The sequence below is a fragment of the Vibrio thalassae genome, assembly GCF_900089835.1.
Lineage (GTDB): Bacteria > Pseudomonadota > Gammaproteobacteria > Enterobacterales > Vibrionaceae > Vibrio > Vibrio thalassae.
On the sequence record NZ_OANU01000009.1, the window covers coordinates 1 to 20,430 of the forward strand.

Consider the following 20,430-nt stretch of genomic DNA (forward strand, 5'->3'; position numbering starts at 1 on the left):
ACTTTGAATGTGTATTTAGACTTTTAAAATCAGTTTTCCAGATTTTTTGCCTTCAGTTTTTAATAAAAGCTGAAAGTAAAAGCAGAATTTGCTTGGCGACCATAGCGTTGTGGACCCACCTGATTCCATGCCGAACTCAGAAGTGAAACGCAATAGCGCCGATGGTAGTGTGGGGCTTCCCCATGTGAGAGTAGGACATCGCCAGGCTTTAAATTTTAAAGAGCCCGTTTTAAAAGACGGGCTTTTTTAGTCCTTAAAGACAACCACTATGCTGATATAGCTCAGGTGGTAGAGCGCATCCTTGGTAAGGATGAGGTCCCCAGTTCGAGTCTGGGTATCAGCACCAGTATTTAGAGTCATCTTGCAGCGCGAGATGCACCCAAGCAAGATGTTGTTTGGCGACCATAGCATTGTGGACCCACCTGATTCCATGTCGAACTCAGAAGTGAAACGCAATAGCGCCGATGGTAGTGTGGGGTTTCCCCATGTGAGAGTAGGACATCGCCAAGCTTTATTTCCACGCCTCAGCATTTGCTGGGGCGTTTTCGTATCTAAGAAATGTCTTCTAATACTAATCTGGAAAATTAACTGGTCAGCTCTATCCATCGTCTCGAACACATCTTGGAGACTCTAGTGGAGCACTCCAAAAAACTATTCCATGCGCTACACACTTTAGAGACGATATCTTCGTAATCCGAAAAAGACTGATTGGCGAGATAGTGTTGTCTCAACCAACTCCATACTTGTTCTATGGGGTTTAGCTCCGGAGAATAGGGTGGGAGCTTGATGACACTGATGTTCTGAAATTCATCAGCAATATCTTCGGTGTGCCATCCTGCGCCATCCATAATGACGACGGCATGACGTCCCTTTTCGGTGACTGCGGCGATCTGCTTAAGGTGTTCAACCATAATCTCTTTGTTAACCCAAGGAACTACCATTGCTTCTCCGAGCTCTCTAGTGGGGTATACTGAGCCAAACAAATAAGCATACTCAAATTGCTGTTGTTTTACCGCTCTAGGCCTTGAACCACGTTCAGCCCAAAGTCGAGTTGTCGTATTTTGCTGGCCAAATCTTGCTTCATCTTGAAACCAAACATCAACTCTCTCAAGTCCCATATGTCCGTGGATCTTAAGGATCGTTTCGATTTTGAATTTTTTTAAAATCGTCTTGGATTTGTTGGGATTGTTTAGGGTGCTTGGAGCGGGAGGTTATCCAAGAAAAGCCCATATGATTGAGCAAATAATAAATAGAATCTGGGTGGTAGTACTTACCAAACTCTTCGGCGATATAGGTATGAATGTCAGCACCAGTTAATCTACCCCTTGATGAATCCTCTGCTCGATTCTTTATGTATAGGCTTAATTGCTCACGTTGTTGAGGATTAAGGAAAGCAGGCCGACCCGTTCTTGGTTTTTCTTGCAACCCATCAAGCCCGTCCTCAAGGAAAGTTTGTACCCATTTGTTGACACTGGTTCTACTGACTTTAAGGAACTTGGCAATTTGGGTGCGAGAATGACCATCTTTAAAGTGGGACAACGCAAGTAATCGCATCTTCATCTGGATAGATTTTTGTTGGCTAGCGAGCTTTTTAAAGTCAATGTTATCGAGGCTGTCCATAGCATCCGTTTTTTCGCAAAAGTAATAGCATCAATTAGATCATATTTTTACTTAGATTGGTATAAGCTTTATTTCCACGCCTCAGTATTTGCTGGGGCGTTTCACACTTCTCGTCTTAAACAGTAACCTTTTCTCAAATCAAAACAGTGTTAGACTCGTTATTATCTTTGTTTGTTTACTAGCAGTATTACGATGGAACGATATAGTCCTTTCATTATCACGGGTGGACCAGGAGCAGGTAAGACGACCTTGCTTGATGCCTTAGCTGCTCATCATTGTGTGACGTTTTCAGAAGTGCCTAGAATGCTCATTGAAGAGCAATCGAAACAAGAGGATGGGATACTTCCTTGGAATCAATTGGCCGCTTTTGCTGAGCTATGCTTTATTGAGATGATGCGTCAAAAGCATAAGGCTTCAAGCAGTGAATCGCTGAGCTTTTTGGACCGAGCTATTCCTGATATATGTGCTTATCTGAACTTCGGTAATGAGCAAGTACCATCAGAAGTACTAGAGCAAGCTAAAACCGGATATCAGAGTATAGTCTTTACCTGTGAACCTAATATCGAGACATATGTTCAAGATGAAGTTCGCCCATATCCGTTTGAAGAGGCGTTACAGATTCATCGACAATTGATAAAGCAATATCAATCCTTAGGATATCGTTGTATCACAGTGCCTTTTTCGCACCTAGATCAGAGGGTTGATTTTGTCTTGACCGAGTCTTACGCTCATTTAGGCCTAATGGCATAGCAAGGAATAGTTAGATGCAAATCAAAGGCTCAGACGTGGTTATCAGTAAGCTGTTATTTATAGGACAAGAAACTTTAAACTTCTCTCGCTACTTAGCGCAAAGAATGTCTCACGATAGAATTAATGTTAATGCAGGCTACCTTGCCTATATCACTTTGTTATCTATCGTCCCTCTTTTAACGGTGCTGCTCTCGGTGTTGTCTTCATTTCCTGTGTTTTCAAACACCGGGGAAGTACTTCAAGACTTTATTATCAGACATTTTGTCCCTGCCGCTGGAGATGCGGTGTACTCTGCGCTAGTCGAGTTTGTCTCGAATACCGGTAAGATGACGGCAATAGGTAGTGCGTTCTTATTTGTTGCTGCGCTCATGCTGATTTCTAATATCGATAGTAATCTTAATTATATCTGGCGTGTGAAAGTTAAGCGCCGTAGAGTTTTCTCCTTCTCGATGTATTGGATGATTCTGACTCTTGGACCTATTTTAATTGGTGCGAGTATTGTAGGCACTTCCTATGTGACGTCTTTAAAAGCTCTGGAGCACGATGTCGTTAGTGGTGCTTTTAGTTTGTTTATCGCATGGTTACCAGCAATCATGGCTTTTTTTGCCTTTATCGGCCTTTATATGCTGGTCCCAAATAAGAAAGTACGTTTTAGTCACGCACTTGTTGGCTCTATTGTCGCTACTGTACTTTTTGAAATTAGTAAAAAGGGCTTTGCTTATTACATTACGCAATTCCCTTCCTACCAACTTATCTACGGGGCATTAGCCGCCATTCCTATTTTGTTTTTATGGATTTATTTGTGTTGGTTTATTGTATTAATTGGGGCTGAATTCACCGCGGCGATGGGAGAGAAAGAACACTGGCTACCCGATTCGAGCGTGTTACAATCTGAAGCTATGATTGAAAAGCGTGATAACAAGGAAAGCATAAGTGATAGCACTAATTCAAAGAGTCAGTGAGTCGTCGGTAACCGTAGATGGCGAAATCGTCGGGAAGATCGACAAAGGTTTATTAGTGCTACTTGGTGTTGAAAAAGACGATGACGAAGCGAAAGCGAAACGTTTAGTCGAGCGAGTAACCACCTACCGTGTGTTTGAAGACGAGAATGGGAAGATGAATCTCAACGTCAAACAAGTTGGCGGGAGTGTTTTAGTCGTATCGCAATTTACCTTGCCTGCGGATACCAAAAAAGGAACAAGGGCTGGCTTTTCGCGCGGAGCTTATCCTACTGATGCTGAACGTCTCTATGATTACTTTGCCGATCACTGTTCCGAAGTTTTACCGACTGAGCGTGGTCGCTTTGCCGCAGATATGAAGGTGTCATTAATTAATGATGGCCCTGTGACCTTCTGGCTACAAGTGTAATCGAGTAGAGCATTAGTTTGCATGCGAAAGGATATCTATGTTTAAGCTTATTACTCCAAAAACTGACAACCAGTTAGCTAAGTACTACCAATTTAGATGGCAGATGCTAAGAGAGCCATGGCGATTACCTTTCGGTTCTGAGCGTGACGAATACGATGAGATGAGTCATCATCGCATGATAGTGGATGGGCGAGGAAGACCTATGGCTATCGGTCGTTTATACATTACCCCAGATAACGAAGGCCAAATTCGTTATATGGCAGTAAAAAGTAATCGCCGTGATAAAGGGATGGGTTCTCTTGTTCTAGTGGCATTGGAATCTTTTGCCCGTCAAGAAGGGGTGAAGCGTCTGGTTTGTAATGCTCGTGAAGATGCGATTTCATTTTACGAAAAAAATGGATTTACTAGCCAAGGAGAGCTCAATGATCAGAAAGGTCCTGTGCGCCATCAACAAATGGTAAAACAGCTTGACCCTTTAGCTAAGGTGTTAAGAAGACCGGAATGGTGTGCTGAGCTGCAAGAACGTTGGGAACAACAAATACCTATCAGTGACAAAATGGGCATCAAGATTAACCAATACACTGGTTATCGTTTTGAATGTGGTGCTCAACTAAATCCAAACCTCAATCCTCATAATACGATGTTTGCTGGCTCAGCCTTTACTCTTGCCACATTAACAGGATGGGGGATGACATGGCTATTGATGCGCGAGCGTGGCCTACATGCAGATATAGTGCTGGCAGACAGCCGTATTCGTTATCGTCATCCAGTAGAAGCGAGCCCGGTTTCCGTAACCTCGCTAGATGGTATCAGTGGAGACCTTGACCGCTTGGCAATGGGAAGAAAGGCGCGCATTATCATCAACGTAACTATCTACAGTGGCGATGTGCCTGCTGTGGAGTTTGTCGGCACGTATATGTTGCTGCCAAACTACAAAGATACGTTGCTCTCTACATAATCATCTTAATCGCAGCTGGTTATTATTGGACCTGCTGCGATTCTTGATTGGTACATGCTCCCTCTTTAAACTCGATATGACCAGTCAGCAATTCAATCTTATAGTACGAACCACACTCGGAATTGAGCATTAATTGCAGGGAGCTCAGTGGATCGTTTCTCAAGTCAATAGCGCTTTCTGCTTGTCCATTCCATTCTTGGCTTGATACTTCTAGCGAAGCAAGGGTTAATTGCCCCCTATCTGCGTTTAGCTTAAGTGGTGATATGGATATATCAGTAGGATCCGATTCATCAGTGCTGAACTGCGTATTGTAGAAATTAGCCTCGAGAGAGCCTGATAAAGTGTGCTGTAGCGATAACTTATCAGCGGTAAGAGCATTGATTGATAATGCCATATCGGCGCGACCAGAGATTTGTATTTTTTTGTTGTCCGTCAAGTAGTTGAGTAGCTCGACGGGGGCTGAATACGCTTCAGCACTAATTTGTAAAGGCTGGCTTGGCGCAGCAAAGTTCAGCTCTGCGGAGGCACTGATATAGCCCTGATCATAGGGGATAAATAACCGGCTGAGCTGCCATTTTCCATGGGTACTTTTTGTTTCTAGTGCCACTTGAGTAGCGACAGTGCTGTCGATACTGGCACTATTGATCGAAGCAATCGCATTTCCTTGCCAAAATCCCCAACGATAATCTTTTTTGATAAGTAGATCTTCCGCCTGTAGATTGAGACCTGTGACTTGCCAATAAGGCTTGCGAGCAAGTTGAATCCATTGACTGCGATTTATATTCAGCGAATCGATAGAGAATTGTCGAAGATCGCTGAGGTGTAAGTGAGTAAACAGATCCGTTAAAGAGTGACCTAGCTGCTCTTGGTAATACTTGATTCCGTCTAAATCGACCTTGTTCAAGGCAATTGAATTTGGGGTCAATGTGCCTGCAATTTGAATTCGTCCCTGTTCTAGGTTGGTGTCGAGATCTTTGATATCGAGTCTATTTGGCGAAACGCTCAGTTCTAAAGTTGGCTCAATAAAATCAAATTGTTGCCATTGCAGTTTATCGGCATCAAGTGACAGATAGGCTTGCTTTTGAGTCCATATCGAACGAGTAAGATCGATATTTTCTAATGAGGCACTGACGTTTTCGGCATGTGCTCCTTGATAGGTAATGTCGGCGTTCAAAACATCTAAACTGTTGATATGACCAACGACAGAAGTCACTGTGCTTAATAGCCCTTTATTGAGTTCGGAGACGTCTATCTTTAGCTTATTGATAGTGGCATTGACTAAAGACCAACGGCCATTCTCTATTTGTGCTTGAGTCGTGATCTGTGCATCTTGCCAGGAGAATGAGGCGCCGTAGATTGTCGAGTCGCTACCTGCCATAGAGCCATCCACAAGAAGAGCATCGATAGCTTGACCTTGATAGTAGAGCTGAGAGGCCCGAACTTGAAAATCTGCCTTAGTTTTTTCAATGGATACACCAATCTTAAGGTTTCTAAGTTGGAGCTGAAGATCGTTGACGATCACATTATGTCCAGAATAATCCACATGATCTAGGGCGATATTGTTGATCTGGTAACCGGCCAAAGAATCGAAGTCTAATGGTAGCTCTGATAGATTAGCGCCACTAACAAACAACTCGTTAATATTCAGTAGTTGTGACGTCGATGTTGGTAACGAAAACCAAACCGACAGTTTGTTGACACTAATGGGTTGGAGCTCAGTCTTTGAAAAGCGAGCATTCAAAAAATCAATTCTATTCGGGTAGTGGTAGCTTATGGTCTCGCTATCCACCTTAATATCCAATGTTTTTTGTAAAGCATAGGTAATAATTGGCTTGGCATACTGGGTATGCAAAGCACCAAAAACGATCAAAACTGAAAGTAAGCCAAGCGCAAGCACTGCTACCCAAAGCGCAATTATCTTTCTTATCACGAAGTTATTTTCCTACCTTCTAACATAAACAATAATTTAGCCTGAATAACACTAAAAAGCCCCTCAAAAAGAGGGGCTAGAGTTAAAAAATTGAACGTTTAGCTAACAATTAGTCCAGTTGAGGGCCCGCAGCGACCAAGGATTTACCTTCTGCGTTATCTGTGTATTTATCAAAGTTAGTGATGAAACGTTTCGCTAAATCTTCAGCTTTGCTTTCCCATTGTAGTGGATCCACATAGGTATCTCGTGGGTCTAGAATGGTTGAGTCAACACCTGGAAGCGAAGTTGGTACTTCTAGATTAAACACTGGAATGGTCTTCGTTTCAGCATGCTCAATAGAGCCATCTAGGATCGCATCAATGATGCCGCGAGTATCTTGAATAGAGATACGTTTACCACTACCGTTCCAACCTGTATTCACCAGATAAGCTTCTGCGCCTGCCGCTTCCATACGCTTCACTAGAACCTCAGCGTATTTCGTTGGGTGTAGCGTTAGGAACGCAGCCCCAAAACATGCTGAGAATGTTGGTGTTGGCTCTGTAATGCCACGCTCAGTACCAGCTAGCTTCGCTGTAAAGCCTGAAAGGAAGTGGTACTTAGTTTGCTCTGGTGTTAGCTTCGACACTGGAGGAAGCACGCCGAATGCATCTGCTGACAAGAAAATTACCTTGTTAGCATGACCACCTTTCGATACCGGCTTGACGATATTTTCGATATGGTGAAGTGGGTACGAGACACGAGTGTTCTCTGTCTTCGAGCCATCATCAAAGTCAATTGAGCCATCGTTACGAACAGTGACGTTCTCTAATAGTGCATCTCGACGAATCGCGTTGTAGATGTCTGGCTCAGCTTCTTTTGAAAGGTTGATGGTTTTCGCGTAACAACCACCTTCGTAGTTGAAAATACCGTCATCATCCCAGCCGTGCTCATCGTCGCCGATCAGCGCACGTTTTGGATCGGTTGATAGGGTCGTTTTACCTGTACCAGACAGACCGAAGAATACAGCTACATCACCGTCTTCACCCATGTTTGCAGAGCAGTGCATTGAAGCGATATCTTTGAGAGGAAGGAAGTAGTTCATCATTGCGAACATGCCTTTCTTCATTTCGCCGCCGTACCACGTACCACCGATAAGCTGCATTCTTTCTGTTAAGTTGAAGACAGTGAAGTTTTCAGAGTTTAGCCCATGCTCTTCCCATTTTTGGTTAGTGCATTTTGCACCATTCATTACGACGAAGTCTGGCTCAAATGTAGCAAGTTCTTCTTCTGATGGGCGAATAAACATGTTCTTAACGAAGTGAGCTTGCCATGCCACTTCCGTGATAATACGAATGCAGAGTCGAGTATCTGGGTTCGCACCGCAATAGCCGTCGATGACAAAAAGGCGTTTATTGGAAAGTTGACCCGTAACGAGTTGTTTTAGGTCATCCCATGCCTCTTTAGACATAGGTTTGTTGTCATTTTTTACTTTATCGGATGTCCACCACATTGTATCTCGGGTGGTATCATCTTTAACGATAAATTTGTCTTTTGGTGAGCGACCAGTAAAGATACCCGTATCTACAGCAACGGCGCCAAGCTCAGTGACTACGCCTTTCTCGTAGCCTTCTAGACCTTCGCGAGTTTCCTCTTCAAATAACTGTTCGTAGCTTGGGTTGCGTACAATGTCAGTTACGCCAGTGATTCCGTACTTGGTTAGATCGATTTGTGCAGCCTTATTAATGTCCATAACGGTCATAGGTGCTCCTTATTGGATTTTTGTAGGGATTTTAAAAATTTTTTTGTAATTCGTTATTTATTATTGTTTTTTATTTTGAACTCCATGCTAGCAACCGCGACCTGAGAAAACAGGGATATAGTTCAAAAATTATTCATCAGTTATTGATGGTTTTAAGCGTTTTGTCACATATTGAAATTAGGCGAATTCTCCCTAATGCAAAGCTTTGCGTTAGATCAAATGTAACACATGATTTACGTCTTTTGTTAGTGCATTTGCATTAATAATTTGCACTTTTGTTAAATAAAACGAACAAAAAAAGCCAGATCACATATGATCTGGCTTTTATGCATTTTTGCACGCTAAAAGTTAGTGGATAGTCTTGTTATCCGACTCTGCGTCTGCGTAAAGTGCTTTGATTTCCGGCTCATCAAAAGAGTAGGTGGTTCCGCAATAATCACAATGAAGAGCTACGGCACCATCTTGCGCTAAAATATCGAAAATTTCTTCTTGGGAGACGGTGATAATTGCAGCCCCGCTGCGCTCACGTGAACAGCCGCAGAAAAATTCAACGTCTTTAGGCTCAAAAAGTTTCACTTTGTCTTGGTTATACAAACGGTAAAGCAGCTCATTGGCCTCTAGACCAAACAGCTCCTCATCTTTAACGGTGTTGGTTAGCTGTTCTAGGTGTTCGAAATCTTCTGGAGTACCAGTGCCATCTGGCATTACCTGTAAAAGCATGCCGGCAGCGTGTTTGTTGCCTTCGACATCGCCAGTACGGATCCACAAACGTGTTTTCAGTTGCTCAGAACGCTCGAAGTAGCCTTCTAATACTTCAGATAAACTGTCACCTTCCAATCCAACAACACCTTGGTAACGTTCACCGTGGTCTGGAGTAATTGTGATCACTAAGTATCCTTTACCCATCATGTCATGGATGGATGCATCGTCAGCAAGGTCACCTTCCCAGCGAGCGACTCCGCGTAGTTTTTGGTTGTGATCACCATTAATCACTGCAAGTGAGACAGGACCATCACCTTGTAATTGCATGGTGATAGAGCCTTCAAACTTCAGCGTAGCAGTTAGCAAGCTTGTTGCGACAAGTAGCTCACCCAAAAGCTTTTGAATTGGCGCTGGATAATCTTTGCTGGACAGTATCTCCTGATAGGCACTATCTAGTTGCACAAGTTCTCCGCGCACTGATAGCTCTTCAAAGAGGTAGCGATTTAATGTGTTGTTAGCCATTTAGGAAACTCCAGCTTATTGATGTTTAAACTTAATAATGTCGCGACGCTGTTTTTTATCAGGTCGGCGTTCAGGGCTTGGGTTGTGAGCATTTAGCTTTCTGCGCAGAGCGTTGTCTTCTCTTTTTGCAATACTCTCAGATGTTTCAGAGTAGAGAGTTTGCGCTTCCGGTGCCCCTCTGCGTTGATCGGAAATGCGTTCGATGGTCACCGTCTTTTCTTCATTGCCTTGTCTCAGGGCAATGACAGCACCCAATTCTACAATTTTGCTTGGTTTAGAGCGTTGTCCATTATAGTGGACTTTGCCACCATCGACCATGTTGCGAGCAATGCTCCTCGTCTTATAGAATCGAGCAGCCCACAGCCATTTATCTAGACGAACGACTTTTTCTTCGGAACTCATGGTGAATCCTATTATCTAACTCAGTATCAGAGTGTTAGTACAGAATCGCCGATAGCGGCCGGTATTAACTGACAAGTCTGGCGAACTTCTGATGTGTTTATAATGATAATAGTTGCTTAAATGGAGTTCAGATCTAATTATTTCAACCCCATTTTCCGGATTGCACTACTGTCAAAATAGATATGCTATAGTTAGATTGTCACCCATATAAAAAATGATTATTGATAAGTTAGCAATTACAATCAATTATACCCTCATTAGACGTTAAGCAAGGCAGGAAATCAGGAGAGTGAAAGGAATATCTTTATCGGCTACGAGTATCAACAGCACTTCTTCAACTTCATTTTTACGTCGTTGCCTGCAATATCAAGCTCAAATCAGCGTAATGCTCACTTTGGTCATGCTAGCGGTGTCTGCTTGGATTGCTGGGATTTTATTGTGGCAGATTTTTCCGCAGACGCACTCTGTGAGCCGATGGGTTGCTCCCGTTGCCGTGAACAACCCTTCGCAAGTTCAGTCGAATGATTTACACTCTTCAGACATCAACAAAGCCAATATTTTTGGGCAGTACAGTCGTGAAAAAAAAGTGGTGAAAGCACCACCAGTCGTAAAAGCCGTAAAAGAGGCGCCAAAAACACGTTTGAATGTCACTTTAGTAGGCTCAGTTGTGAGCAGCAACCCTAATTCAAGCCTAGCCGTGGTCGCTCATCGTGGTAAACAAGGGACCTATGGTGTTGGAGAGCAGATCGAAGGTACTCGAGCCACGTTGAGTGCAGTGATGATCGATCGAATTATAATTTCTAACTCTGGAACTGATGAAACCGTGATGTTGGAAGGTTTAAAATTTGAAAAGCCCGAGTTAAAAACAGCACCACAAGTCGCTGCGTCTAACATCACCGGAAACAATCCCATTAATTCAGAGGAAAAACTGGCAGCGATTCGCAGAACGATTACTCAGAATCCTCAAAGCATTTTTCAGTATGTTCGACTTTCCCAAGTTAAAAGGGATGGTCAGGTGAAAGGTTATCGAGTCAGCCCAGGGCGCGATCCAGAATTGTTTAATGCCGTTGGATTGCAAAGTGGTGATATTGCAGTGGCGCTCAATGGTGCCGATCTCACCGACCCAGCCGCTATGGGAAAAATCTATCAGTCTATTTCAGAGCTTACCGAACTTAATCTAACGGTAGAGCGTGGCGGGCAACAACATGACATATTCATTCAGTTTTAGTTATGCATAAGGTATTACAAGGGAGCACCATGTGAAAAGTTGGCTCAAAGCAACTACCTGGTTATTGATGGGAAGCCTATTGGCTACGCCAGCGGTATCAGCCAATGAATTCAGTGCCAGTTTCAAGGGAACGGATCTTAATGAGTTTATTAATATCGTCGGACGAAATCTGGACAAAACTATTATTGTTGACCCTTCCGTGCGAGGAAAGGTGGATGTGCGTAGCTATGATGTTTTGAATGAGGAGCAGTATTACAGCTTTTTCCTTAACGTCTTAGAGGTGTACGGTTTTGCCGTTGTAGAGATGGATAACGGTATCTTAAAGGTCATCAAGGCTAAAGATGCGAAAACGTCAGCTATCCCGGTAGTAGGAGATTCGGACACGATAACTGCTAACGGAGACGATGTCGTGACACGTGTCGTTACGGTTAAAAATGTGTCGGTAAGAGAGCTTTCTCCGCTGTTGCGTCAGCTAAACGATAATGCCGGAGCAGGCAATGTGGTTCATTATGATCCGGCTAATATTATTTTAATCACTGGACGATCAGCCGTTGTTAACCGACTTACCGATATTATTCGTCGAGTAGACCAAGCTGGGGACAAAGATGTTGAAGTGGTAGCGCTTAAAAATGCGTCGGCCTCGGAAATGGTTCGCATTATAGATGCGTTGAACAAAACGACAGAGGCGAAAAGCACGCCGGCATTTTTGCAACCTAAGCTGGTGGCTGATGAGCGCACTAACTCAATACTCATTTCCGGTGACCCAAAGGTCCGAGAACGCTTGCGTCGTTTGATTAGGCAGTTAGATACCGAAATGGCCACGAAAGGTAATAACCGAGTTCAATATTTAAGGTATGCCAAAGCTGAAGAACTGGTAGAGGTACTCAAAGGGGTCTCGGAAAATCTTCAGAAAGAGAAGCAAGGTGGATCGAAGCAGGCGGTAGCAGCAGGGTCAGAAGTAATGATAAGTGCTCACCCTGATACTAACGCGCTCGTGATTACCGCGCCGCCAGACATCATGAAGGCGTTACTTGAGATCATTCAGCAGTTGGACATTCGTCGTGCTCAAGTTCTTATTGAGGCACTGATCGTAGAATTGGCTGACGTTGATGGCGCCAACCTTGGCGTGCAATGGGGAGATGTCTCATCAGGTAGTATGGTTCAGTTCTCTAATACGGGAGCTTCTATCGGTAGTGTCATGCTAGGTAGAGAGGAAGCTAAAGATAAGGTCACAACGGAAACTCGATATAGGCCGGATGGTACACCGTATAACGTCGAAACGAAAACTACCGGTGACTACACCAAACTAGCGCAAGCACTTGGTGGCGTGCAAGGAGCGGCAGTCGGCATTGCGTTGGGTGATTGGACTGCGCTTATCACTGCGGTTTCCAGTACGTCTAACTCCAATATTTTATCTTCTCCTAGCATTACAGTGATGGATAACGGAGAAGCCTCGTTTATCGTTGGTGAAGAAGTGCCAGTATTGACGGGTGCTACTGCAGGTTCAAATAACTCCAACCCATTCCAGACGGTTGATCGTAAAGAGGTGGGTATCAAGCTTAAAGTGATCCCGCAAATCAACGAAGGTAACTCGGTTCAGCTCACTATTGAGCAGGAAGTGTCGAACGTGCTTGGCGCAAACGGTGCAGTTGACGTACGCTTTGCCAAACGACAGCTCAACACATCAGTGATGATCCAAGATGGTCAAATGCTGGTATTGGGTGGTTTGATTGATGAACGTGCTGCTGAAAGTGAGTCGAAGGTCCCTTTCCTTGGCGATATCCCATATCTAGGCCGTTTATTTACCTCCACCAGTACAACGGTTGAGAAAAAGAACCTAATGGTGTTTATTAAACCGACAATTATCCGCGATGGTATGACGTCTGATGGTATTACTCAGCGTAAATACAACTATATTCGAGCTGAGCAGCTATTCAAAGCGGATAAAGGCTTGACTCTGATGGACAATGCGCACATACCAATATTGCCGGAGTATAAAAATACCACGCGCTATCCATCTGAAATTCAAGCATTCTTTGAGCAGATAGAAGCGAAGTAATTATGGATACTAGCCAGAACTGTCCTTTGGTCACTCGTCTACCATTTAGTTTTGCTAATCGCTTTAAGGTGGTATTCGACTCCTTAGAATCTGACGCCATGCTCTACTACGTAGAGCCGTTGGCGTTGAATGCATTACGAGAAGTCAAGCGAGTGTTTCGTCAACCTTTTTCGTTACACGCCCTCTCTTCTGAGGAATTTGATACAAAGCTCACTCAAGCATATCAACGCGACTCTTCCGAGGCTCGTCAATTGATGGAAGATATCGGGGCGGACAGTGATGATTTCTTTTCGCTAGCGGAAGATTTACCACAAGATGAAGATTTGTTGGAATCGGACGATGACGCGCCTATTATCAAATTAATCAATGCGATGCTTGGAGAAGCCATCAAAGAGAGCGCATCGGATATTCACATTGAAACCTTTGAAAAAGTACTGTCGATTCGCTTTCGTATTGATGGGGTGCTGCGTGATGTGTTGGCGCCCAGTCGCAAGTTAGCACCGCTGTTGGTATCGCGTGTTAAAGTCATGGCTAAGCTAGATATAGCAGAGAAGCGAGTGCCCCAAGATGGTCGTATCTCATTGCGAATTGGTGGCAGAGCGGTAGACGTTCGTGTCTCTACGATGCCATCGTCACACGGTGAGCGTGTGGTAATGCGTCTGTTGGATAAAAACGCGACACGCCTAGATTTACATAGTTTGGGTATGACACAAGCGAACCATGAAAACTTTAGACATCTGATTAAGAGGCCACACGGCATCATTTTGGTAACTGGCCCAACGGGTTCTGGTAAATCCACGACTCTGTATGCAGGTCTGCAAGAGATAAACAGTAATGAGCGCAATATACTGACTGTTGAAGACCCTATTGAATTTGATATCGATGGTATCGGTCAGACGCAGGTTAACCCCAAAGTAGACATGACCTTTGCTCGAGGTTTGCGTGCCATTTTACGTCAAGACCCCGACGTGGTGATGGTGGGTGAGATTCGCGATCTTGAAACGGCTCAAATTGCTGTTCAAGCCTCATTAACGGGGCACTTGGTGATGTCGACACTACACACTAATACAGCTGTTGGTGCGATTACGCGAATGCGTGATATGGGCATTGAACCGTTTCTTATTTCCTCTTCTTTACTGGGCGTTCTTGCTCAGCGTTTGGTAAGGACATTGTGCAATGACTGTAAAACGCCTTACCCAGCTGATGGAGCTACGAAGCAGCTGTTTAGGATGAACGAACATGAGGAGCTAGTGCTCCACAAGGCTGTTGGTTGTGAAACATGCAACCATAAAGGCTATCGTGGTCGTACCGGGATTCACGAATTGTTGATGGTGGATGACAAGGTGCAGACCCTCATTCATGACGAAGCGGGTGAGCTGGTCATTGAAAAAGCCGTGCGTTCACATACTCCAAGTATTCGAGATGACGGTTTCGAAAAGGTGAAGCGTGGTATCACCTCTCTTGAAGAAGTCATGCGCGTTACCAAGGAAGCGTAAGTGGCAGCGTTTGAATATAAGGCTCTGAATGCCAAAGGAAAGCAAGTAAAAGGCTTAGTCGAGGGAGACAATGCCCGCCAAGCACGCTTGCGCCTAAAAGAACAAGGTATGATTCCTATCGATATTGTCGAAGCGAAAGGCAAGTCGAGCAAAACAGCCAATGGTGGGAGCTCAAAGCCTACTTTTAAGCGTGGTATCAGTACGCCTGATTTAGCCTTGTTCACACGTCAATTATCGACACTAGTACAATCGGGGATGCCGCTCGAGGAATGTCTAAGAGCCGTATCAGAGCAATCAGAGAAGCCGCGAATTCGTAGCATGCTGGCAGCAATACGCTCTAAAGTCACCGAAGGTTATACCTTGTCAGACAGTTTGGCGGAGTATCCGCATATCTTTGATGAGCTGTTTCGTTCCATGGTTGCTGCTGGTGAAAAATCGGGCCACCTAGATTCTATCCTTGAGCGTTTAGCGGATTACGCTGAAAACCGTCAAAAACTTCGCTCCAAATTGCAACAAGCCATGATTTATCCAGTCGTGCTGGTGGTGTTTGCTATTGCTATTGTGGCGTTTCTGTTAGCAGCGGTAGTCCCTAAAATCGTCGGTCAGTTTGTTCAAATGGGACAAGAGTTACCTAAGTCGACGCAGTTCTTGCTTTCCTCCAGTGATTTTGTACAACAGTGGGGCATTGTCGTGGTCGCAGTGTTACTGGTGCTGTTCTACCTATTCAAAGCGGCATTGAAAAGACCTGCAATACGAATGAGTTGGGATACTAAGGTGCTCCGCCTTCCTTTGATAGGTAAAATTGCACGTGGTCTTAATACTTCTCGCTTTGCTCGAACATTGGCAATCTGTACCTCGAGCGCGATTCCAATTCTTGAAGGCATGAAAGTGTCAGTTGATGTCATGACCAATCATTTTGCTAAGAAGCAAGTCTCCGCTGCCGCTGACAATGTCCGAGAAGGCGCAAGTTTGCGTAAAGCACTGGAACAAACCAAACTTTTCCCTCCAATGATGTTGCATATGATTGCCAGTGGTGAGCAAAGCGGTGAGCTCGAAAATATGTTAACGCGTGCCGCCGACAACCAAGATCAGAACTTTGAATCGACGATAAACATCGCTTTGGGAATTTTTACACCCGCCTTAATCGCACTTATGGCTGGCTTGGTACTATTTATCGTAATGGCCACATTGATGCCCATTTTAGAAATGAACAATTTAATGTCTGGATAATCTAATCAGATCATGAAATCACAACCCTCTGCCTAGAGGCGTTTTCTTTGGAGTGAGAAATGAGAAAAACAAACAGAAAACAGGCTGGCTTTACGTTACTCGAAGTAATGGTTGTTGTCGTTATCTTAGGTATTTTGGCAAGTTTTGTGGTTCCTAATCTTTTGGGTAATAAAGAGAAAGCGGATCAGCAAAAAGCCATTACCGATATTGTTGCGTTAGAAAATGCGCTTGATATGTATAAATTGGACAACAGCGTTTATCCGACAACGGATCAAGGCCTTGAAGCGCTGGTGACAAAGCCAGGTAATCCAGAGCCACGTAACTACCGTGATGGTGGTTATATTCGCCGTTTACCTACTGATCCATGGGGCAATGACTATCAATATTTGAGCCCTGGTGATAAAGGCACTATCGATATCTTTACCTTAGGTGCTGATGGTCAAGAAGGTGGTGAAGGTGCAGCAGCCGATATTGGCAACTGGAACATTCAAGACTTTCAGTAATCGGTAATCAGTAGGGCGAGTATTCGCCCTACCTTTTTCAGTGGTATGTCATGCGTTCTTTTATACGACAACATCATCAAGGCTTCACCTTACTGGAAGTGCTCCTGGTATTAGTGTTGTTATCCATCAGTGCCGTCGCTGTCATTTCGACGTTACCTCAACCGCAAGACCAACAAGTGAAACAACAAGCTCAGCGCTTATTCCAAAGGCTTCAGCTCTTCAATGAAGAGGCCATGTTAGCTGGAAAGGACTTTGGAATACGAGTTGATGAAGGTAAAAACCAGTATGTGTTTCTAGAGCTTACAGCGGATGGTTGGCAAAGAGTGTCATTGAATCAGATTCCTGACGAAACCGCGCTGCCGGAAGAGATGACTGTTAAACTCGATTTAAGCAATGGTGTCTGGGGCAATGATGACCGATTATTTGAACCCGGCACTTTGTTTGATGAAGATATGTTTGCGGACGTTGAAAAAAAGAAAAAACCGGAAAAACCGCCGCAAGTCTTTATTCTTTCGAGTGGAGAAATTACACCGGGAATCTTTGTTTTAGCGCCTGTAAATCGAGCACTTAAAGCGCAGTCTTGGTATGTACAGATCCAAGATAATGGTTCGTTGCAGCTCATGGACGACGAGGATTGGAATGAAAAAAAACGCTAGAGGGATGACCCTGCTTGAGGTGTTGATTGCCCTCGCTATCTTTGCAACGGCTGCCATTGCGATCATTCGTTCCGTGAGCCAGCATATCAATACCTTGAACTATCTAGAAGACAAGGCCTTTGCCGCTATGGTAGTGGATAATCAAATGGCCAAGGTTATGCTGGATACGTCTGCGTTTAAAGCTCAGAAAGGGAGTGAGAAATTGGCGGGACGCGAGTGGTTTTGGAGCGTCACTCCCGTTAAAACATCTGATGATTTACTTGAGGCCGTTGATGTAAGTGTGGCACTAGATAAAAAAGCCAGTCCCATTGTGACGGTGAGGAGCTACGTTGATAGGTAAGCGTTCTCAAGGCTTTACATTGATTGAAGTTTTAGTGGCTATCGCCATCTTTGCTAGCCTCAGTGTTGCGGCTTATCAGGTGGCGAATCAAGTTCAACGAAGCAATGAGCTCTCACAGGAGCGTAGTACTCGTTTACAGGAAATCCAAAGGGGTTTTGTCTATCTGGATAGTGACTTTAGGCAAATGGCACTTAGGCAGTTTCGACACGAGGGAGAGGCGCCGTTCAATCGCCTAATCTTGTGGCAGCAAAACTTATTGGAGTCTGAAGGGAAGGGGCTACTTTTCACTCGTTTGGGGTGGCTTAATCCGCAAAATCAATTTCCACGCGGTGAAGTGGCGAAAATTGGTTATCGATTAAAGCAAGGTAAACTGGAAAGGGTTTGGTGGCGTTATCCTGACACCGCAGTGGGTGAACCTCCAGTTGTGCTTCCGATTTTTAGTGGTGTAGAAAATTTTGATATGCGTTTCTACAGTGGTGAGGCGTGGCTTGAGGAGTGGCGAGCTGACTTGTCATTGCCATTGGCTGTCGAAATTAAACTCACCTTTGAAGATTATGGTGAAATAAGCAGAATTTATCTGACTACGGCGGGTACCATCAGCACGTCATCACAAGCAAGTGATCGTGAAAGGGAATATGACCAAGAGGGCCAAGACGGCAGTCGTGAGCCAGTTGAGGGTAATCAAGGAGGCGCTGTTGAAGAGAGTGATGGCTAACCCCCAAAAAGGGGTTGCCTTGATTGTTATTCTGCTGCTTTTAGCCATCATGGTATCGATAGCTGCCACGATGTCGGAACGCTTGTTTAGTCAATTCACTCGCGCTTCGAATCAGATTAACTATCAACAGGCCTATTGGTATGCCATTGGTGTTGAGGCGCTGGCCTCTGTGGCAATAAAAGAAAGCTATAAGGATAACAAAGACAGCGTCAATCTAAATCAGCCTTGGGCTCTGGAGGAGCGCACTTATCCACTCGATTATGGTCAAGCAACTGGCTATATTCGAGATATGCAGTCATGCTTTAATGTAAATGCTTTGGCAAATGTGACACCGAATGCCAATAGCGCCACTAAGCCTTTTTTGGTGCGTTTCTTTCAGCGATTGCTGGAAGAAAGTGAAGTAGAGAATTACCAAGCCGAACAGATTGCTGATTCGACATGGGAGTTTATCAATAAGGAAACGACTGTTCGCTCCGTGTCTGGAGTTGGGGACAGTTACTATGAGTCTTTGTCGCCAGCGTATGTTGCCGCCAATAGCCTAATCGCCGATAGCTCTGAGCTAAGAGCAATTAATCAGATGTCTGGTGAGGCTATGTTGAGAATCGCACCGCTAGTGTGCGCGTTACCAACATCCAGGTGGAAGCTTAATGTTAATACGATTTCGGCCGAGCAAGCACCGCTACTCGCAGCGTTATTTGCTCCGAACTTGTCGGTAGATAATGCTAAACAGCTTATTGAAAGCCGTCCCTTTGATGGATGGTCCAGTGTCAATCAGTTTTTAGCAGAATCACAAATGGGTGTTGTGGATGATAATACAAAGCAGCAAGGTTCCCCTTTTCTTACTGTGGACAGTGTTTACTTTGAGTTAGATGCGCAGGTGGTTGTGGATGAATCGAGGCTGCGACTAAGAACCTTGTTTTTTAGCCAAGATAGGCAAGATGTGACGGTAGTTCGCCGTCGTTTGGGAGGATTTAGTGAGCGAGTTTTTAACCGTTCGCCTGAACAGTCAACCGACTAGCCCTGTGCACTGGGCGGTTTGGTCGACTAATCAGCAAGAAGTGATAGCGAGTGGTGTGCTAGACAGTTTAGCGCAGCTCGAAGAGATCAAAGAATACGCGCAGCAGCGTGTCACTATGCTCATGTTATGTGCGCAGGATGTTCACTTCGCTCAAGTTGAGATCCCTGCTGGTGGTGCTAGACAGTTTGAAACCATGCTGCCATTTTTGGTGGAAGATGATATTGCTCAAGATGTTGAACAGCTGCATTTTACAATTCTTAACAAGCATGCTGATACAGCGGCAGTTTGCGCGGTAGATAAACGTTATTTATCCGAGGTTCTTGACGCGTTTTTACAGCATGGAATTGACGTTAAAAAGGTTGTTCCTGATGTTTTGGCTTTGCCCAAGTCACCACATGTTTCTGCGATTGAAATGGACGAGCAATGGCTGTTTCGCACGGCAGAGTGGTCAGGGATGACCGTTGATAATAACTGGCTTGAAGCGGTCATCAAGTCAGATTATTTATCTTCTCAAGAGCAAGAAGAGTCTTCTGCTATCGTGGTAGTGGAAAGCTACTCAGCAGAACCTGCCGTTGTCCATTCGTATTCTGACCATGTTTCATGGCAAACTTTGCCTGCAGAGCCTGCGATGGCACTACTTTCAAGAGGTGTAGTGTATAGCGGTGCTAGCTTACTGAGCGGTGACTTTAAACCTAGAGCTTCGTTCTTAAAACATTGGAAGGTATGGAAGAAAGTCGCTATTGCGGTCTCAATTCTTATCGTTGCTTTAATTGCTGAGCAAGTGGTGCTGTTAAATCAGTATGAAGCTCAAGCGGCGGCCTACCGGGCAGAAAGCGAACGCATTTTTCGCAGTGTATTTCCAGATAAAAACCGCATTCCTACAGTGAGTTATCTGAAAAGGCAGATGCAAGATGAGTTAGGTCGATTAGGGAGTTCCGACATATCCAGCGCCTCTGTGCTGGAGTGGCTAGCAAAACTACCTGACACCGTGGGTCAAGTGAATGGTATGCAAGTTGAGAGCTTTACCTTTGATGGAAATCGCAATGAAGTTCGCATGAGTGTCACCAGTAAAGACTTTGAAAGTTTTGAAGCGGCGCGAATAAAACTGGAAACGCAATTCGATGTGTCGCAAGGTCCCCTCAACCGCAATGGTGAAGTGGTGATGGGTAACTTTGTGTTGAAGGCAAAATAGGGT

At 44.5% G+C, this 20,430-nt stretch carries 19 protein-coding genes, 1 tRNA gene and 2 rRNA genes; 17 read left to right on the plus strand and 5 right to left on the minus strand.

Going from position 1 to position 20,430, the window contains the following annotated elements; translation table 11 throughout:
* The first annotated feature begins 91 nt into the window (after positions 1-91).
* The 3 genes from rrf (VTH8203_RS04990) (at position 92) to rrf (VTH8203_RS05000) (ending at position 510) form a co-directional block, all read left to right on the plus strand.
* Positions 92-207 (plus strand): 5S ribosomal RNA (gene rrf, locus VTH8203_RS04990).
* Between the two features lie 63 nt (positions 208-270).
* Positions 271-346: transfer RNA gene (locus VTH8203_RS04995), tRNA-Thr, on the plus strand.
* 48 nt (positions 347-394) lie between these two features.
* Positions 395-510 (plus strand): 5S ribosomal RNA (gene rrf, locus VTH8203_RS05000).
* A gap of 74 nt (positions 511-584) precedes the next feature.
* Here rrf (VTH8203_RS05000) and VTH8203_RS24345 read toward each other — a convergent pair.
* A protein-coding gene (locus VTH8203_RS24345) for an IS630 family transposase (RefSeq protein ID WP_101913383.1) occupies positions 585-1,620 on the minus strand; the annotation gives its coding sequence in 2 pieces (ribosomal slippage) (positions 585-1,160 and positions 1,162-1,620; 1,035 coding nt in all).
* 192 nt (positions 1,621-1,812) lie between these two features.
* Between VTH8203_RS24345 and VTH8203_RS05015 the strand changes: the two genes are divergently transcribed.
* The 4 genes from VTH8203_RS05015 to VTH8203_RS05030 are packed head-to-tail and all read left to right on the plus strand — an operon-like array spanning position 1,813 to position 4,696.
* Positions 1,813-2,370: an AAA family ATPase gene (locus VTH8203_RS05015; RefSeq protein WP_096992676.1), complete on the plus strand. Its 558-nt coding sequence runs from the start codon at positions 1,813-1,815 to the stop codon at positions 2,368-2,370.
* A gap of 14 nt (positions 2,371-2,384) precedes the next feature.
* Positions 2,385-3,332: a virulence factor BrkB family protein gene (locus VTH8203_RS05020; RefSeq protein WP_096992677.1), complete on the plus strand. Its 948-nt coding sequence runs from the start codon at positions 2,385-2,387 to the stop codon at positions 3,330-3,332.
* Positions 3,304-3,738, plus strand: coding sequence for a D-aminoacyl-tRNA deacylase (gene dtd / locus VTH8203_RS05025; protein WP_096992678.1), 435 nt, complete (start codon positions 3,304-3,306; stop codon positions 3,736-3,738). The genes VTH8203_RS05020 and dtd overlap by 29 nt, the downstream gene beginning before the upstream one ends.
* A gap of 37 nt (positions 3,739-3,775) precedes the next feature.
* Positions 3,776-4,696: a bifunctional GNAT family N-acetyltransferase/hotdog fold thioesterase gene (locus tag VTH8203_RS05030; RefSeq protein WP_096992679.1), complete on the plus strand. Its 921-nt coding sequence runs from the start codon at positions 3,776-3,778 to the stop codon at positions 4,694-4,696.
* 22 nt (positions 4,697-4,718) lie between these two features.
* Here VTH8203_RS05030 and VTH8203_RS05035 read toward each other — a convergent pair whose 3' ends face one another.
* The 4 genes from VTH8203_RS05035 to hslR all read right to left on the minus strand — a co-directional run bounded on the left by VTH8203_RS05035 (position 4,719) and on the right by hslR (position 9,990).
* On the minus strand, positions 4,719-6,626 hold the full coding sequence (locus tag VTH8203_RS05035; protein WP_096992680.1) for an AsmA family protein: 1,908 nt from the start codon (positions 6,624-6,626) through the stop codon (positions 4,719-4,721).
* A 109-nt stretch (positions 6,627-6,735) separates the two neighbouring features.
* Positions 6,736-8,364 carry a phosphoenolpyruvate carboxykinase (ATP) gene (pckA, locus tag VTH8203_RS05040; protein ID WP_096992681.1) on the minus strand — a complete coding sequence of 543 codons (1,629 nt, stop codon included), beginning with the start codon at positions 8,362-8,364 and terminating at the stop codon, positions 6,736-6,738.
* Positions 8,365-8,712: 348 nt separating this feature from the next.
* Positions 8,713-9,588, minus strand: coding sequence for an Hsp33 family molecular chaperone HslO (gene hslO, locus VTH8203_RS05045; RefSeq protein ID WP_096992682.1), 876 nt, complete (start codon positions 9,586-9,588; stop codon positions 8,713-8,715).
* Positions 9,589-9,603: 15 nt separating this feature from the next.
* Positions 9,604-9,990, minus strand: a complete 387-nt coding sequence (hslR, locus tag VTH8203_RS05050; RefSeq protein WP_096992683.1) for a ribosome-associated heat shock protein Hsp15 — start codon at positions 9,988-9,990, stop codon at positions 9,604-9,606.
* 289 nt (positions 9,991-10,279) lie between these two features.
* Here hslR and gspC point away from each other — a divergent pair, with 289 nt between their 5' ends.
* The 10 genes from gspC to gspL are packed head-to-tail and all read left to right on the plus strand — an operon-like array spanning position 10,280 to position 20,427.
* Positions 10,280-11,218, plus strand: a complete 939-nt coding sequence (gspC, locus tag VTH8203_RS05055) for a type II secretion system protein GspC (protein WP_370739201.1) — start codon at positions 10,280-10,282, stop codon at positions 11,216-11,218.
* 31 nt (positions 11,219-11,249) lie between these two features.
* Entirely contained in the window at positions 11,250-13,277 is a 2,028-nt protein-coding gene (gene gspD / locus VTH8203_RS05060) for a type II secretion system secretin GspD (RefSeq protein ID WP_096992684.1), read from the plus strand.
* 2 nt (positions 13,278-13,279) lie between these two features.
* Positions 13,280-14,773 (plus strand): type II secretion system ATPase GspE, encoded by a 1,494-nt coding sequence (gene gspE, locus VTH8203_RS05065; RefSeq protein WP_096992685.1) that lies wholly within the window; start codon positions 13,280-13,282, stop codon positions 14,771-14,773.
* Positions 14,774-16,003: a type II secretion system inner membrane protein GspF gene (gene gspF, locus VTH8203_RS05070; protein WP_096992686.1), complete on the plus strand. Its 1,230-nt coding sequence runs from the start codon at positions 14,774-14,776 to the stop codon at positions 16,001-16,003.
* A 59-nt stretch (positions 16,004-16,062) separates the two neighbouring features.
* The gene (gene gspG, locus VTH8203_RS05075) at positions 16,063-16,506 is read left to right on the plus strand and encodes a type II secretion system major pseudopilin GspG (protein WP_096992687.1); all 444 of its coding nucleotides are present in this window, start codon (positions 16,063-16,065) and stop codon (positions 16,504-16,506) included.
* Between the two features lie 50 nt (positions 16,507-16,556).
* Positions 16,557-17,162, plus strand: coding sequence for a type II secretion system minor pseudopilin GspH (gspH, locus tag VTH8203_RS05080; RefSeq protein ID WP_096992688.1), 606 nt, complete (start codon positions 16,557-16,559; stop codon positions 17,160-17,162).
* Positions 17,146-17,502, plus strand: a complete 357-nt coding sequence (gene gspI, locus VTH8203_RS05085) for a type II secretion system minor pseudopilin GspI (RefSeq protein ID WP_096992689.1) — start codon at positions 17,146-17,148, stop codon at positions 17,500-17,502. The genes gspH and gspI overlap by 17 nt, the downstream gene beginning before the upstream one ends.
* Positions 17,492-18,217, plus strand: coding sequence for a type II secretion system minor pseudopilin GspJ (gene gspJ, locus VTH8203_RS05090; protein ID WP_244181147.1), 726 nt, complete (start codon positions 17,492-17,494; stop codon positions 18,215-18,217). Before gspI ends, gspJ begins: the two co-directional genes overlap by 11 nt.
* Positions 18,210-19,235, plus strand: coding sequence for a type II secretion system minor pseudopilin GspK (gene gspK / locus VTH8203_RS05095; protein WP_096992690.1), 1,026 nt, complete (start codon positions 18,210-18,212; stop codon positions 19,233-19,235). The genes gspJ and gspK overlap by 8 nt, the downstream gene beginning before the upstream one ends.
* On the plus strand, positions 19,192-20,427 hold the full coding sequence (gene gspL, locus VTH8203_RS05100; protein WP_096992691.1) for a type II secretion system protein GspL: 1,236 nt from the start codon (positions 19,192-19,194) through the stop codon (positions 20,425-20,427). The genes gspK and gspL overlap by 44 nt, the downstream gene beginning before the upstream one ends.
* Positions 20,428-20,430 lie beyond the last annotated feature (3 nt).